10 protein-coding genes and 1 pseudogene are annotated in these 14347 nt (G+C 73.8%); 7 read left to right on the forward strand and 4 right to left on the reverse strand.

Translation table 11 applies throughout. The features are described from left to right. Positions 1-66 precede the first annotated feature (66 nt). The 5 genes and pseudogenes from IEZ03_RS23985 to IEZ03_RS38110 form a co-directional block, all read left to right on the forward strand. Positions 67-1800 (forward strand): MmpA family trehalose lipid delivery protein, encoded by a 1734-nt coding sequence (locus IEZ03_RS23985; RefSeq protein WP_184880962.1) that lies wholly within the window; start codon positions 67-69, stop codon positions 1798-1800. Next, positions 1800-1931, forward strand: coding sequence for a hypothetical protein (locus IEZ03_RS38630; RefSeq protein WP_268248556.1), 132 nt, complete (start codon positions 1800-1802; stop codon positions 1929-1931). The genes IEZ03_RS23985 and IEZ03_RS38630 overlap by 1 nt, the downstream gene beginning before the upstream one ends. 33 nt (positions 1932-1964) lie before the next feature. Continuing rightward, positions 1965-2828 carry a glycosyltransferase gene (locus IEZ03_RS23990; protein WP_184880964.1) on the forward strand — a complete coding sequence of 288 codons (864 nt, stop codon included), beginning with the start codon at positions 1965-1967 and terminating at the stop codon, positions 2826-2828. Further along, positions 2825-4057, forward strand: coding sequence for a glycosyltransferase family 4 protein (locus IEZ03_RS23995; protein WP_184880966.1), 1233 nt, complete (start codon positions 2825-2827; stop codon positions 4055-4057). The genes IEZ03_RS23990 and IEZ03_RS23995 overlap by 4 nt, the downstream gene beginning before the upstream one ends. 37 nt (positions 4058-4094) lie before the next feature. Beyond that, a pseudogene (locus tag IEZ03_RS38110) lies at positions 4095-7274 on the forward strand (alpha-(1->3)-arabinofuranosyltransferase domain-containing protein); the annotation flags it as partial. A 1066-nt stretch (positions 7275-8340) separates the two neighbouring features. Here IEZ03_RS38110 and IEZ03_RS38115 read toward each other — a convergent pair. Beyond that, the gene (locus tag IEZ03_RS38115; RefSeq protein WP_229808526.1) at positions 8341-9579 is read right to left on the reverse strand and encodes an acyltransferase family protein; all 1239 of its coding nucleotides are present in this window, start codon (positions 9577-9579) and stop codon (positions 8341-8343) included. Further along, on the reverse strand, positions 9576-10367 hold the full coding sequence (locus tag IEZ03_RS24005) for a class I SAM-dependent methyltransferase (protein ID WP_184880970.1): 792 nt from the start codon (positions 10365-10367) through the stop codon (positions 9576-9578). The genes IEZ03_RS38115 and IEZ03_RS24005 overlap by 4 nt, the downstream gene beginning before the upstream one ends. 178 nt (positions 10368-10545) lie before the next feature. On the opposite strand from IEZ03_RS24005, the gene pgfA reads away from it, so the two are divergent. Then, the gene (gene pgfA, locus IEZ03_RS24010) at positions 10546-11736 is read left to right on the forward strand and encodes a cell envelope lipid trafficking protein PgfA (protein WP_184880972.1); all 1191 of its coding nucleotides are present in this window, start codon (positions 10546-10548) and stop codon (positions 11734-11736) included. 191 nt (positions 11737-11927) lie between these two features. Next, on the forward strand, positions 11928-13040 hold the full coding sequence (locus tag IEZ03_RS24015; protein ID WP_132052801.1) for an NAD(P)H-dependent flavin oxidoreductase: 1113 nt from the start codon (positions 11928-11930) through the stop codon (positions 13038-13040). 105 nt (positions 13041-13145) lie between these two features. Here the strand turns inward: IEZ03_RS24015 and IEZ03_RS24020 are convergent, their stop codons facing one another. Both IEZ03_RS24020 and IEZ03_RS24025 read right to left on the reverse strand, forming a co-directional pair. Next, positions 13146-13568, reverse strand: a complete 423-nt coding sequence (locus IEZ03_RS24020) for a hypothetical protein (protein WP_184880974.1) — start codon at positions 13566-13568, stop codon at positions 13146-13148. 89 nt (positions 13569-13657) lie between these two features. Further along, positions 13658-14347 (reverse strand): enoyl-CoA hydratase-related protein (locus IEZ03_RS24025; RefSeq protein ID WP_229808527.1); only part of this gene is annotated, 690 nt, incomplete at its 5' end.

Below are 14347 nucleotides of genomic sequence, written 5' to 3' on the forward strand. Positions count from 1 at the left end.
GCCGGGGCGTCCCTGAGCAGGGCGCGGGTGGGGTAGCGTCCTGGCGGGCATGAGGGAGCGGACTGCTTGAACGAGCGGGCACGGCATCTGGTGGCCGCGCTGACCGGGCTGGGGCTCGGGCTCGCGGCGCTGGGGCCGGGGCTCGCGCCCGGGTTCGTGCTGTCGTACGACATGGTGTTCGTGCCCGACCCCGCCTTCACCGCCCTGACGTTCGGGCTGACCGGGATCGTGCCGCGGCACGTCCCGAGCGACGCGTTCGCGACCGCGCTCGCCACCGTCCTCCCGGCGGACGCGGCGCAGAAGCTCGTCCTGCTGGCGATCTTCGTGATGGCGTGCACGGCGGCGGCGTCGCTCGTCCCGACGACCCGGCTCCTGCCGCGCCTGGCCGCCGGGGTCTGCTACGCCTGGAACCCGTTCGTCGCCGAACGGCTCCTGCTCGGCCAGTGGGCGCTGCTCCTCGGCTACGCCGCACTGCCGTGGGTGGTCGCGGCCGCCGCCGGGCTGCACGACCCCGGCGGGGGGCGGCGGCTCGTGCGGTCCCTGCTCCCGGCCGCCGTCGGCGGGTTCGCGGCGCTGGCCGTCTCCGCCCTGACGGCACTGGCCGTGGCCCTGGTGTCTCCCGGGCGTGCCGGGGCCCGCGAAAGGGCGGCCGGCGCGGCGCGGGTCGTGGGCGCCGCGGCGGTGCTGAGCCTCCCGTGGCTGGTGCCGGGGCTGCTCCGCCCGGCGGGGGTGCCGGGGGACGGGTCGGCCGTCGGCCTGTTCGCCGCGCGGGCCGACACGCCGTTCGGGACGCTCGGCAGCCTGCTCCTGCTCGGCGGCGTGTGGAACGGCGAGACGGTGCCGGACGGCTACGGAGCGCCGGTGACCGCGACGATCTGGCTGGCCGTGGTGGTCGCGGCGCTGGCGGCGTACTGGAAGTGGTGCCGGGAGCCCCGGTGGCGGCGCGGCCTGGCCGCCGCGGCCGCGGCCGGGTTCGCGGTCGCGGCGCTGGGGGCGGTCGCGGCGCCGGCCCTTGAGGGCATGATCGGCCTCTGGCCTGGGTTCGCGGTCTTCCGGGACGGCCAGCAGTACGCGGCGCCGCTGGCCGTGGCGGTCGCGGTGGGCCTCGGGACGGCCGCCGACCGGGCCGCCGGGGCGCGGCTGCCGGGTGTGGCCGTCGCCGCGGCGGCGGTTCCGGTCATCCTGCTGCCGACGCTGGCGTGGGGCGCGGCGGGCGAGTTGCGGGCCGTCCGCTATCCGGACGACTGGGCGCGGGCGCGGCAGATCATCCACGCGGACCCGGTCGAGGGGGACGTGCTCGTGCTGCCGTGGGCGGCGTACCGGAGCTACCCCTGGAACGACGGGCGCCGCGTCCTCGACCCGCTGCCCCGCTACCTGCACCGCCGCGTCATCGTGGACGACGCCGTCAGCGTCGGGACCACCGACGGGACCACCACCGTCGCGCCGGAGGACCCGCGGGCCGTCCGGCTGGCACCGGCCGCCCGCACCGGCGCCCCTCCCGTGGAGACCCTGCGGGCCGAGGGGATCCGGTACGTCGTGGTCGACGCCGAGATCGGGTCGCAGCGTCCGTCCGGGCCCGCCGCCGAGGTGCTGCGCGGCCCCGACCTGGCCGTCTACCGGATCGACGGAATCGCCGCGAGCCCCGGGGACGGCGTCCCGATCGCGCCGGTCGTGGCGGGATGGGGCATCGCGAGTCTGGTCGTTTTCTGGTCATTCCTGGCGACAGGTACTACTCTGAGCCTTCCGTTACTCGGCAGTACTAAACCCCGCAGCATTCCCCCTCGAAGAAGGACCCCCTGATGCGCATCGCCATCGCCGCAGTGGTCGGCGTCCTGCTCGCCGCCGGAGCGTCGTTCGGCACGGTCCAGCTCGTGGACAACTCCCAGAAGGACCCCGTGATCAAGCCGCTGTACAACTACGGCTCCCGCTGACGCGCAGGCCCCGATGCTGACGCGTAGGCCCTGATGGGTAGGCCCTTTGGGACCCGGCGAGACCGCTCCCCCCTCCTGGAGATCGTCGTTCCCGCCTACAACGAGGCCGACCGGCTTCCGGAGGGGCTCGGCGTGCTCTGCGACAAGCTCGCCGGCCTCCAGGTGCGCGCGGAGGTCATCGTCGTGGACAACGCCAGCACCGACGGCACCGGCGAGATCGTCCGGTTTTGGCGGGGGCCGGTGCCCGTGCGGCTGGTGCGCTGCGAGCGCCGGGGCAAGGGAGCGGCGGTCCGCGCGGGACTGCTGGAGACGCGCGCTCCTTATGTAGGATTCATGGACGCCGATATGGCGACAGACCTCGCCGCGCTGGACGAAGCCATCGTCCTGCTGCGGGAGGGCCGCCCGGTCGTGGTCGGGTCAAGGCGCCACGGTCGGTCGGTCGTCCAAGGATACGCCCTGCCGCTGCGGCGGCTCGGTGCCATCGCGTTCAACCGCGCCGTCCGCGATCTCGTGGGCGGCATCGCCGACACGCAGTGCGGGTTCAAGTTCTTCGACGGGCCGCTGGCCCGCGCGGCGGCGGCGGACCTGCGGACGGACGGCTTCTCGTTCGACGTCGAGCTCCTCGCCCACTGCGTCCGGCGGGGCGCGTCCGTGACGGCGATCCCGGTGGTGTGGCGCGACCGCCCGGGCTCGACGTTCTCGGTCCGGCGGCACTCGCTGCAGTGCCTGCTCGACCTGACGCGGATCCGGCTGCGCGCCGGGTTCCGGCTGCCCGCCGTGCCCGCGGCTCCGGCCCTCCCGGTCGTGCCCGTCCGGGCGATGTTCGCCGACTCGAAGGCGGACCCGGTCGTCCTGGACAACGGCCTGCCGTCGACGCCCACCGCACAGTCGGGATGAACGAGACCTCCCCGGACACTGGCACGACTCCCGCGAGACTCCGGCTGGCGGTCGTCAACTGGCGGGATCCGTGGCATCCCGCCGCGGGCGGGGCCGAGGTCTACGCGTGGGAGCTCGCGCGGAGGTTCGCCGCCGACGGCTCCCGCGTCCACTACGTCACGTGCAGAGCACCCGGGCAGAAACGCCGCGAACGCGTCGAGGACGTGGAGTTCGTGCGGCTCGGCGGACGCTTCACCGTCTACCCCCTCGTCCTCCTGTGGCTGCTGGCTCGCCGCCTGGGCCGGCCGTCACGCGGGCGGGACCGCTCGTTCGACGCGGTCATCGACTGCCAGAACGGCATCCCCTTCTTCACCCCGTGGGTCGTCCCTCGCCGCGTGCGGGTGGTCTGCGTCATCCACCACGTGCACGACGCGCAGTTCGACCTGTACTTCCCGCGATGGCTGGCCTGGTTCGGACGCGTGCTGGAGGGCCCGGTGAGCCGCTGGACGTACCGGCGGCACGCGTTCGCCGTCGTCTCACCGTCCACGCTGCGCGCGGTGCGGGAACGGCTGGGCTGGACGGGACCGGCCTATGTCGTCCCCAACGGGACGGCGGTCGCCGAGCCCGGCGGGGTGCTCGCGGAGCCCGCCGGGGACCCGGACCTGGTCTGCGTCACCCGGCTCGTTCCGCACAAACGCATCGACCTCCTCCTCGACCTCGCGGGGCGGCTCGCGGAGAGCCGCCCGGGGCTGCGGCTGCACATCGTCGGGGACGGTCCGGAGGCGCCCGCGCTGGCCGCCGGGATCGCCGAGCGCGGCCTGGACGGCGTCGTCATCGCGCACGGCTACGTCGCCGAGGAGGTCAAGGCCGCCCTCGTCGCCCGCGCCGACCTGCACCTCAGCACGTCCCAGGGCGAGGGCTGGGGCCTCAGCGTGATCGAGGCCGCCGCGCTCGGCGTCCCGACCGTCGCCCACGACGTGGACGGCCTGCGCGACGCCGTCCGCGACACGGTCACCGGATGGCTCGTCCACTCCGGCGATGCCCAGGCCGACGTCGTCGAACGGGCCCTCAAGGAACTCGCCGACCCCGCGCGCCGTGCGGAGATCGCCGCCGCCTGCCGGGCGTGGGCCGGGGAGTTCGACTGGGCGCGGACGGCGGGCCGGATGCGCGGCCTCCTCACCGCCGGGCCCCCGCCGGCGGACGACTTCGCACTCCCGGGCCGGCGGTACGGTGACGGACACCCGGGCTGACATCCCCGGGGCGGGCAGAAAGGGGCAGAGCGCGAGCATGGCCGTGGGAGAGGCGAATCCGCCCCGCGCCGGCACGCCCCGACAGCCCGTCCCCGGCGGCGGGCCCCCGGACGGCGCGGACATCGGCGAGCGGCTGCGGGAGCGGCTGCGCGTCCTGGCCTGCTGCCTGACGCTCGTCGCGATCGCGTTCAGCACCCGCCCCGGCGAGATCCTCGCCGACACCAAGATCGACATGGCGGTGAACCCGCTCGGGTTCCTGGGGCGCGCCCTGCACCTGTGGGACCCGGAGCAGTTCGGCCAGCTGCAGAACCAGGCCGTCGGCTACCTGTTCCCGATGGGGCCCTTCTTCGCGCTCGGCGACGTCGCCGGGATGCCCGCGTGGATCACGCAGCGGCTCTGGACGTCGCTGCTGCTGTGCCTGGCGTTCGTCGGGACCTACCGGCTGGCCGGGCGGCTCGGCCTCGGCGGTTCCGGCGCCGCGTCGTCGGTGCCGCGCATGTTCGCCGCGATGGCCTACGCGCTCGCCCCGAGCGGGCTGGCGACGCTCGGGCAGATCTCCTCGGAGTACATGCCGGTCGCGATGCTGCCGTGGATCGTGCTGCCGCTGGCCGGCGCGGCGTCCGGGGAGAGCGGGCGGCTGCGGGCCGCCGCCCGGTCGGGGCTGGCGATCGCCTGCTGCGGCGGCATCAACGCGACCGCGACCGTCGCCGTCCTGGTCGTCCCGTTCCTGTACATCGTGACGCGGCCGCGCGGATCGTTCCGGCCGCGGCTGCTCGCGTGGTGGTCGGCGGCGACGGCCGCGGCGACGGCCTGGTGGCTGGTCCCGCTGCTGCTCACCGGCACGTACGGGTTCTCGTGGCTCACCTACACCGAGCGGGCCGAGACGACGACCGGGCCCACCGGCCTGATCAACGTGCTGCGCGGCGCGGAACGCTGGGTCAACTACCTGATCATCGACGGGCAGGTGGGGTGGCCGGTCGGGTACGCGCTCTCGGTCAGCCCGGTGCCGATCATCTGCACCGGCGTGGTCGCGGCGCTCGGCCTGGCGGGCCTGCTCGGCCGGCTGCTGCCGGAGCGGACGTTCCTGCTGGTCACCCTGCTGGCCGGGCTGGCGATCCTGTCCGCCGGCCATCTCAGCGACGTTCCCGGCCCGCTGGCCGGGCAGCTGCGCGACCTGCTGGACGGGCCGCTCGGGCCGCTGCGCAACCTGCACAAGTTCGACGCGGTGGTCCGGCTGCCGCTCGCGCTCGGCCTGGCGCATCTGCTCGTCGTGGCGACCGGCCGGGCCCGGGAGGGCCGGGTCCGCAGCCTCGGCACCGGGTCGCCGCTGGGCGGCGGAGCGTGGAAGACCCTGGTCAGCCTGCCCGTCCTCGCCGCCGTCGCGATCGGCGGCATCGGGCTCACCGCCGTCTCGCGCGGGCTGAGCGGGCCGGGGGAGTTCCAGGACGTCCCCCGGTACTGGCGGGACGCGGCGTCCTGGATCAACGCGCGGGCGGGGCAGCAGGGCGTGCTGGCCGTGCCCGGCGCGCCGTTCGGCGAGTACCTGTGGGGCCGGCCGATGGACGACATCGTCCAGCCGCTGCTGACGGCGCGGTGGGGCGTCCGGCAGCTCGTCCCCGCCGGTTCCCCCGGCTACACCCGCGCGCTGGACGCGATCGACCTGCAGGTCCGGTCGGGGCAGGGGTCGCCGGGGCTGAGCGAGTTCCTCGGCCGGATGGGCATCCGGTACGTGCTGGTCCGCAACGACCTGCGCCGCGAGACGCTGCGCGGCGCGTGGCCCTCCCGCGTCAACCAGGCCCTCGAAGGGTCGCCCGGCCTGCGCCGGGTCGCCGCGTTCGGTCAGCCGGTGGGCTGGGACAACGGCGACGCGGTGTCGGCCCTCGACCAGCCGCGGCCCGCGCTGGAGGTCTTCGAGGTCGAGGGCGCCGAGGCCGTCGCGAACCTCGCCGCCGCGTCCGATCCCGTCCGCGTGTACGGGGGACCGGAGTCGCTGCTCGCCATGGCGGACGACGGCGCGCTGCCCGCGGAGCCCGTCCTGCTGAACGGCGACGCCCCCGATCTCCATGGCTCTCCCGTGGTGACCGACTCGCCGCGGCTGATCCGCCGCAACTTCGGCGAGCTGCACCAGACGTCCCCGACGCTGTCCGCGCGGCACCGCCGGCAGGCCACCGACGTCCTCGACGAGGGCTGGAAGCGGTACGCCACCCATGTGGGCTACGGCGGCGGCGTCCGCGACATCACGGCCTCCTCCTCGGCAGCGGACGAGGACACGTTCGCGCAGGCCCAGAAACCGGACGCGTACCCGTACGCCGCGTTCGACGGGAACCAGTTCACCGCCTGGGAGACCGGCGGGTGGGACGGCCCGGTCGGGCAGTGGCTGCGCGTCGACTTCGACGCGCCGCGGGACGTGGGCAGCCTGACGGCGGCGTTCGTCCAGAACCCCGCGCTGGGCCCGCCGGTCGGGCGGGTCCGGGTCGAGACCGAGGCCGGAGCGGTGGAGCAGGACGTCCAGCGGACGGCGCTGGCGCAGCCGCTCCGCGCGCCGGACGGCCCCACCCGCTGGCTGCGGCTGCGCATCGCGGGCCTCACGTCGAAGGCGGCCGTGCCGGACTTCGCGCGCGCGGCCGTGTCCGAGGTGGCGATCGGCGGGGTCCAGCCGACCCGCACGTTCACGATGCCCGCGCCCTCCGGGGTCGACGGCCCTGCCACGTACGTGATGAACCGGAGGCCCGGGGCCAGGGACGAGTGCATGGAGGGCGAGCAGCGCTGGGTGTGCTCGGAGGATCTCGGTGCCGAGGACGAGGAGGGAGCCGCCTTCGACCGGACGTTCACGTCCGCGACGTCTGGCAAAGCCCCCATCACGGGCACGGCCGTCCTCACCGACCTGGAGCTGATCGGCCGGTACACGAGCGTCGACGGCCAGCCTGCCGTCACCGCGAGTTCGGCGATCTCCGGCCACCCGGCCGCCCAGGCGAGGTCGGGCTTCGACGGCGACCCGGCGACGACCTGGATCGCGGCGGAGGACGAGAGCACCCCCGTCTTCAGCGTCCGGTGGCAGCGCCGCACGCGGGTCTCCGCGATCACCCTCCGGCGTCCGCCCAGCGTGTCCGGCCCGATCCGGGTGCAGGTCGAGGGGGGCCGCGGCGAGGTCCGGGAGGGGCTGGCGGACGCCGCGGGCCGGCTGTCGTTCGCCCCGATGACCACCGACCGGCTGAAGATCACCTTCTTCCGGGGCGGCCAGATCCAGCCGGTCCAGCTCACCGACCTGGTCATCGCGGGCGTGGATCCGCTGCCCGACGTGCGCACCTACCCGATCAAGCTGCGGTGCGGGTACGGGCCGAAACTCCAGGCCGGCGGGGCCGGGGCGCAGGCCACCATCCAGACGGAGGCGACCGGCACGCGCGGCGACCTGCTCGCGGGCCGTCCCCTGAAGTTCAGCGCGTGCAAGCAGGCGAACCTGAAGGAGGGCGCGAACCGGCTGTCGGGCGTGCCCCTCGACTCCTACCGGATCGACACGGCGACGGTCGGCGCCAAGCCCGCGCAGGAGACCGAGGCGCGGCCGCCGCAGCCGGTCAAGATCCTCAGCTGGGGGGCCGGCACCCGCCGGCTGGAAGTGGACGCCGCGGCGCCCTCGTTCCTCACCGTGAACGAGAACTTCAACGAAGGGTGGACCGCGACCGCGGGCGGCACCGAGCTGCGGCCCGTCCGGCTCGACGGATGGAAGCAGGGCTGGCTGGTCCCCGCGGGCACCGCCGGCGTCGTCGAGCTGACCTACGCTCCGGACCAGGCGCAGCGGGTCGCGGTCGTCACCGGCCTCAACCTGCTCATCCTCCTGCTGATCGTCGCGGTCTGGCCCGCCCGGCGCGGGTCCGGCGACCGCCGCGGCCCGCTGCCGCGGCCGGGACGGACGCCGGTGGCCGGTACCGGATGGCCCCCCTGGGCGGCGATCGGGCTGGCGGCCGCGATCGGCGGCTGGGTCGCCGGCCTGCCCGGCCTGGCCGTCGCGGTCGCCGTCGCCGCCGTCTGCGGCTGGGCGCGCACCCGCCGGTCCGCCGTCGTGCGGGCCGTGGCGTCGCCGTGGACGATCGCGATCGCCATGCTCGCCGGGACGGGATGCCTCGCCGCCGGCGCCTGGTTCGACCTGATCGAGAACCCCGCCGCGCCGTCCGGCCCCCTGGGGGACGTCGCGCCCCAGCTGCTCGGCCTCGTCATCGCCGGGCGGATCGCCGCGGAACTGTGGCGGCCGCGGCCGCCGGGCGGCGACTCGCGCGGGCCGATCGCGCTCAGCTGGACGGCTCCCGGACAGGGGCCCGGCGGGGACGGTCCCGGCGGGTCAGCCGCTGGACCGGACGCTCCAGCAGGTAGTAGCTCGCGGTCGCCGCTGCGATGGTCGCCGCGGTCAACAGGGGCAAATCCGTTGCCACGTCCCCCCGGAACACCCGGTCCGTCGCCTCGTACCAACCGACGATGATCAGCAGCTGCCACAGGAACACGCCGTAGGAGATCCGGCCGAGGAACCCCATCACCGGGTTGGCGAGGGCGGCGCCGAGCGCCGGATGCCCCGCGGGCGCCAGCGCCACCGGGGCGAGCAGCGCCGCCGCGCACAGCCCGCCCACGACCAGGTGCAGGGTGGACGTCCAGAACCCGTTCGGTATCAGCAGGGTGAGGGGGCCGGTCGCGGGCGTGGCCGCCACCACGTACAGCATCGCGGCGGCCACCCAGCACGCCGCCCACGAGTCCGACACGGCCCGGCACACCACCGCCACGGGGCGCCGCTCGTCCAGCCGGGCCCAGACAGTCACCACCGCGAGCGCCATCCCGATCGCGAACCAGACGAAGAACCTCGGCAGCCACAGGCCCAGCTCCGGGTTCCGCTCCGGGAAGAACATCAGGGCCGTGTAGGGGAAGGACAGCGCGGCGTACACGCCGATGCCCACCAGGAGGCGCTTCGCCCGGACGCCGACGTCGTGGGTGCGCTTCCGCCGCGCGTACCAGCCGAGGACCGCCGCCGTGAACGGCAGCGAGACGTACCAGGCGACCTCGACCGCCAGGCTCCACAGCTGCCCCAGGTGCGCCGGGCCGAGCCCGCTCTCCCACCACATGTCGGGGAAGTAGGTCTGCGCGACGGTGAGGAGGGAGACCCACGTGACGGGGTCGCCGATGTGGTCCCGCCCCGCCGTGACCATGAAGCAGATGATCACGGCCCAGTAGGCGGGCATGATGCGGAACACCCGCTTGCGCAGGTAGAGGCCGATGCGCGGGGCGGCCCGCCCGTCGAGGACCGCCGCCGCCCACGGACGGTAGAGCAGGAGCCCGGACAGGGCGAAGAAGACGGGGACGCCGACCTGGCCGCCGTTGTACAGCCACCCCATGGTGTCCTCTTTGGTGAGGGTGCCGGCCGTGGAGGCGACGTGGTACACGAGGATGCTGAGCGCCGCGACCGCGCGCACGCCTTCGAGCGTGGGCTGGTGCCCGGAGATGGGCGGCGGCGCCGGCCGGGCGGTCTGCGCGGCGGGTCTCACGTGCCCTTCTTCCTGAGGACGAGGACGAGGTTCCAGGTGGCGAACTCCCGCACCCCCGGGACGTGGACGATCCACCCGCCCCAGCGCGGGTGGTAGCGGGGCCGGATGTCCACGACGTCCGCGTCCTCGCGTCCGCGCGCCCATCGCATGGCCGCCGAGACCGACACCGGATGCAGGCTGTGCCCGTACCTGTTCTTCGGCGGACGGCCGGTCCGGCGCTCGTACCTGCGCGCGGCCCGGTCGCCGCCGAGGTAGTGCCACGGCGATGTCTCGTGCCCGCCCCATGGGGACAGCCAGTTCGTGAACGAGAGGAAGACCGTCCCGCCGGGACGGACCACGCGGAGCATCTCGTCCGCCATCCGCCACGGATCGGGGACGTGCTCCAGCACGTTCGACGAGAAGCACACGTCGGCGGAGCCGGTGCGGAACGGGAGCGCGAGGGCCGACCCGACGAACGTGTTCCGCGCGGTTCCGTCGTGCGCGGTCAGCGCGGCCGGGTCGTGGTCGATGCCCGCGCATCGCGCTCCGGCCGCGGTCAGCGCGTGCGCGAAGAAGCCCGAACCCGTCCCGACGTCGATGACCGTCGCGCCGGCCAGGTCGGTGTACGCACCGAGCTGCGCCACGGTGTCACGTGCCATCAGCTCGTAGAAGTAACCGGGATCGGTGTTCTCGTGCCGGAACGCGCTCAGCAGCCGCACCGACCGCGCCAGCGTGGCCCGGTGCGGAAGAGGGCCGCGGTCCCCGGGAACGGGTGACAGCCGGTCCGGCGTGGGGGGCGCCGAGGTCATCGCCACCTCGCTGTGTTCGGGGCCCCGTCCGGTTGAAGGCCGATGTGGGCTTCGCGGATCGGGGCTGAGCTGCGGAAGGGAGCTTACCGGCCAGTACGGCGTCCTGTAGGGTAACGCGCACCTGCCGACAATAGGCCTCCCCGGCCCGCGATTCACGGCATACCCCCCGGAGGTGTTCATGCGGCGACCGATCGGACTGCTCCTGATCGGCCTTGGCGCGTTCTTCCTGACGCTCGCGCCCCTGGTCCGTTTCTATGTGGCCGAGCAGGTCATTGTCGCGCCGTTGAACCGCTACCAGGTGACGCTCCTGGAGTCGGAGAACGCCACGTACTTCGACCAGGCCGACCTCAAGACCAAGACGGGCGTCACCCTCCAGGCGAAGAGCACCGTCCGCGGCGACGTCCGCGCCAACGAGGGCGACGACGACATCGCCGTCTGGGACTCGACGACCAACATCTACGACGCGGACAACCCCGACAACCCCATCCAGATCCAGGCGTACCGGCTCGCCTTCGACCGGCGGACGAGCGTCCTGACCGACTGCTGCGGCACGAACGTCGACGGCGACAGCGGCGTCCGGATGGCGGGGAGCTACGGGCTGCTGCTGCCCCTCGGGAACGTCGAGAAGAAGGACTACCCGGTCTTCGACACGACGACCAAGCAGATCGCGCCGATGGAGTTCAACGCCGTCGAGAAGGTCCACGGGCTCACGACCTACCGCTTCACCCAGACGATCCCGCTGACCAAGACCGCCGAGATGGACACCAAGCTGCCGCCCAAGATGCTCGGCCTGCCCGACGACGCCGGCGACCAGAAGGTGGCCCGCTACACCGAGGCGTACAACACGGTCTGGGTGGACCCCCGCACCGGAGTGCCGGTCAAGCACCGCAGGAACATCCGCAGCACCGTCCAGACCGAGGACGGCAAGGGCAAGATGATCGCCGCGCAGGCCGACCTCATCACCGTCGACAAGGACCAGAAGGCCGCGGTCGACGTGGCGAACAGCACCGCACTGAAGATCAACATGGTGCGCAGCTTCATTCCCGGCGGCGCGATCCTCATCGGCCTGACCCTGCTGTTCGTCGGCGGGTTCCTCGGCCTGGCCGGCGGCCGGGTCCTGCCGGCGCCGGTGGCCCCGCGCCGCTCCGACGGCAAGTTCGGCGACCCCGGCACCCCGCCCGGCCCCCCGGCCCCGCCGAAGCCGCCGAACCCCCAGGACCCGCAGGACCCGCAGAACCCGCAGGACCCGCAGGACCGCGCGCCCGGTGCCGCGCCCGGCCCGGCGACGCCGCGGCAGGACACCCGCCGCCCCGCGCCCGGCAGCCAGCGCCAGCGCCGCAAGGCGTCCGGCCCCGGCCGCCGCCGCTGAACCACACTGATACGTGTTCTAGTGCGCTGACCCCCTAGTCCCACCGCTCTCGTCGACTTGCGGCGTGTTGTTGTTATGCGGCCTGCCATAACAACAACACGCCGCAAGTCATTGGGGCTGGGGCGGGCGGGGCCGATCTTCCTAACTAGAACCTGTTGCAGTTTGGCCGGGGCGCGCTTAGGGTCGGGGGTGTGCGGACACGAGTCACCGAACTATTCGGCATCGAGTACCCGATCTTCGCGTTCAGTCACTGCCGCGACGTCGTCGCCGCGGTGAGCCGCGCAGGCGGCATGGGCGTCCTCGGCGCCCTCCACTTCAGCCCCGAGGAGCTTGAGCTGGAGCTCAAGTGGATCGACGAGAACGTCGGCGGCAAGCCCTACGGTGTGGACACGGTGATGCCCGCCAAGTACGAGGGCGGCGACCTGGGCGACGCGGAGGAGCTGCTCGGCAAGCTGCAGGGCATGATCCCCGCCGAGAACCGCCGGTTCCTGGAGGACCTGCTCGCCGAGCACGGCGTCGAGCCGTCCACCGACAGCGCGGGCAAGGCGCTGCTCGGCTGGACGGACCAGACCGCCCGCCCGCAGGTCGAGGTGGCGCTCCGGCACCCGATCGCGCTGCTGGCCAACGCGCTCGGCCCGCCCCCGGCCGACATCGTGGAGGAGGCCCACAGGCACGGCGTCAAGGTCGCCGGGCTGGCCTCCAACGCCCGGCACGCCCGCAAGCAGGTGGAGGTGGGCGTCGACATCATCGTCGCGCAGGGCACCGAGGCGGGCGGCCACACCGGCGACGTCGCCACGATGGTGCTGATCCCCGAGGTCGTGGACGCCGTCGGCGAGGACACGATCGTGCTGGCGGCGGGCGGCATCGGGCGCGGCCGGCAGATGGCGGCGGGCATGGCCCTCGGCGCGGACGGCGTGTGGACCGGTTCCATCTGGCTGACCGTGGACGAGGCCGACACCCCCGAGCGCGCCCTTCCGAAGCTGCTGGACGCGACGTCCCGCGACACCGTGCGGTCCCGCGCCTGGACGGGCAAGCCCGCCCGCTTCCTCAGGTCCGCGTGGACGGAGGCGTGGGAGGGCGAGAAGTCGCCCGGCTACCTGCCGATGCCCCTGCAGTTCATGCTGATCGCGGACGCCCTGCCGCGCATCCAGCGCTCCGGGGACGGCGAGCTCGTCACCTTCCCCGTCGGCCAGATCGTCGGGTCGATGAACCAGGTCAAGCCCGCCGCACAGGTGGTCTACGACCTGATCGAGGAGTACGTCGAGGCCATCGAGCGCCTCAACGCCATCACCGAGGCGGACTGACGCCGCACCGCCCCTGTCCACCCCGTCCGATCCACCGGACCCCGCCGCCGCGCCCCTCCCCCTGGGCGCGGCGGCTTTCCGGTGTCCGGACGTGTCAGGGCCGGATCAGAAGCGGGTCATCCAGGACAGGGCGCGCGCCAGGACGTAGTACACGACCCCGGCGAGGGCCCAGTTGATGTAGAGCTGCTCTTCGGGGTCCTGGCGCGTGAAGACGTCGTGGAACGGGCTGGCCAGCCAGCGGCCCGTGTCGAGGACGGCGTCCACCAGGACGTTGCCCGGGTTGGCGTCACCCCAGGTCAGTAGAATCCCGAGCGCGAGGATCGCGGCGGCGGCCCAGCCGGCCGCCATGATCATCATGCTGACCGGGTTGGGCCTGCTGCGCATCCACCGGCGGGGCTTCCGCTCGACGACGACGGTCCGGGCGGTGTCATCGGTCGGCGGGGTCTGCGTCCTCCGGGGCCAGAGGCGCCGCCGGGGCGCCTTCTCCTCCGCGGTCTCGTGCCGCCTGCGTCCTAGGTGCAAGGCCATGGCCTGCTCCGTCCTTCCGTGACTCGCTTGGGCACAGCAATGCCACGGAGGCGACCCGGAAAACGCGTCCCCAGGTTTCGGGCAGACCGTTATTGGCCCTTGTAGACGGCGGGCCGCTTCTCCTTGAAGGCGCGCGAGCCCTCCTTGGCGTCCTCGGAGCCGATGACCGGCCAGCCGAGCTCGTCGGAGATCTTCAGGGCGTCCTCTTCGGAGAGGTGCTCGGTCTCGCGGTGCGTGCGCAGGATGGCCTGGACGGCGAGCGGGGCGTTCTCGGCGATCTGATCGGCCAGCTCGCGGGCGGCCTCGAGCGCGGTGCCGTCCGGCACGACCTTGTTGATCAGGCCCATCGCGAGGGCCTCCTGCGGCGTCACCGAGCGGGCGGTGAGCAGGATGTCCATCGCGTTCGCGTAGCCGATCTGCCGGGTGAGCCGGATCGCGGAGCCGCCCATGGGGAACAGCCCGCGCTTCGCCTCGAACAGGCCGAGCGTCGCGCCCTCGGCGACGACGCGCAGGTCGGTGCCCACGAGGAGCTCGGTGCCGCCGGCGACGGCGTACCCCTCGATGGCGCAGATGATCGGCTTGGTCGGGCGGGTGTCGCGCAGGAGCCCCTTCCAGTGGAAGTCGGGGATCTGCGCCATGCGCTCCTGGACGCGGGGGTCGGACGGCGTCTGCCCCATGGCCTTCAGGTCGGCGCCCGCGCAGAACGTCCCCTCGGCTCCCGTGAGGATGCCGACGCGGACCTCGGGTGTCTCGGAGATGTAGGCCCAGGCGTCCGCCAG

It is taken from the genome of Actinomadura livida (assembly GCF_014648675.1).
Classification (GTDB): domain Bacteria; phylum Actinomycetota; class Actinomycetes; order Streptosporangiales; family Streptosporangiaceae; genus Spirillospora; species Spirillospora livida.

What these genes read in the sequence shown, in the direction of transcription:
- IEZ03_RS24020 (WP_184880974.1), bottom strand. Translation starts at nt 13,568, where the DNA reads ATGGCCTTGCACCTAGGACGCAGGCGGCACGAGACCGCGGAGGAGAAG.
- IEZ03_RS24005 (WP_184880970.1), bottom strand. Translation starts at nt 10,367, where the DNA reads ATGACCTCGGCGCCCCCCACGCCGGACCGGCTGTCACCCGTTCCCGGG.
- IEZ03_RS38630 (WP_268248556.1), top strand. Translation starts at nt 1,800, where the DNA reads ATGCGCATCGCCATCGCCGCAGTGGTCGGCGTCCTGCTCGCCGCCGGA.
- IEZ03_RS23990 (WP_184880964.1), top strand. Translation starts at nt 1,965, where the DNA reads ATGGGTAGGCCCTTTGGGACCCGGCGAGACCGCTCCCCCCTCCTGGAG.
- pgfA (WP_184880972.1), top strand. Translation starts at nt 10,546, where the DNA reads ATGCGGCGACCGATCGGACTGCTCCTGATCGGCCTTGGCGCGTTCTTC.
- IEZ03_RS23995 (WP_184880966.1), top strand. Translation starts at nt 2,825, where the DNA reads ATGAACGAGACCTCCCCGGACACTGGCACGACTCCCGCGAGACTCCGG.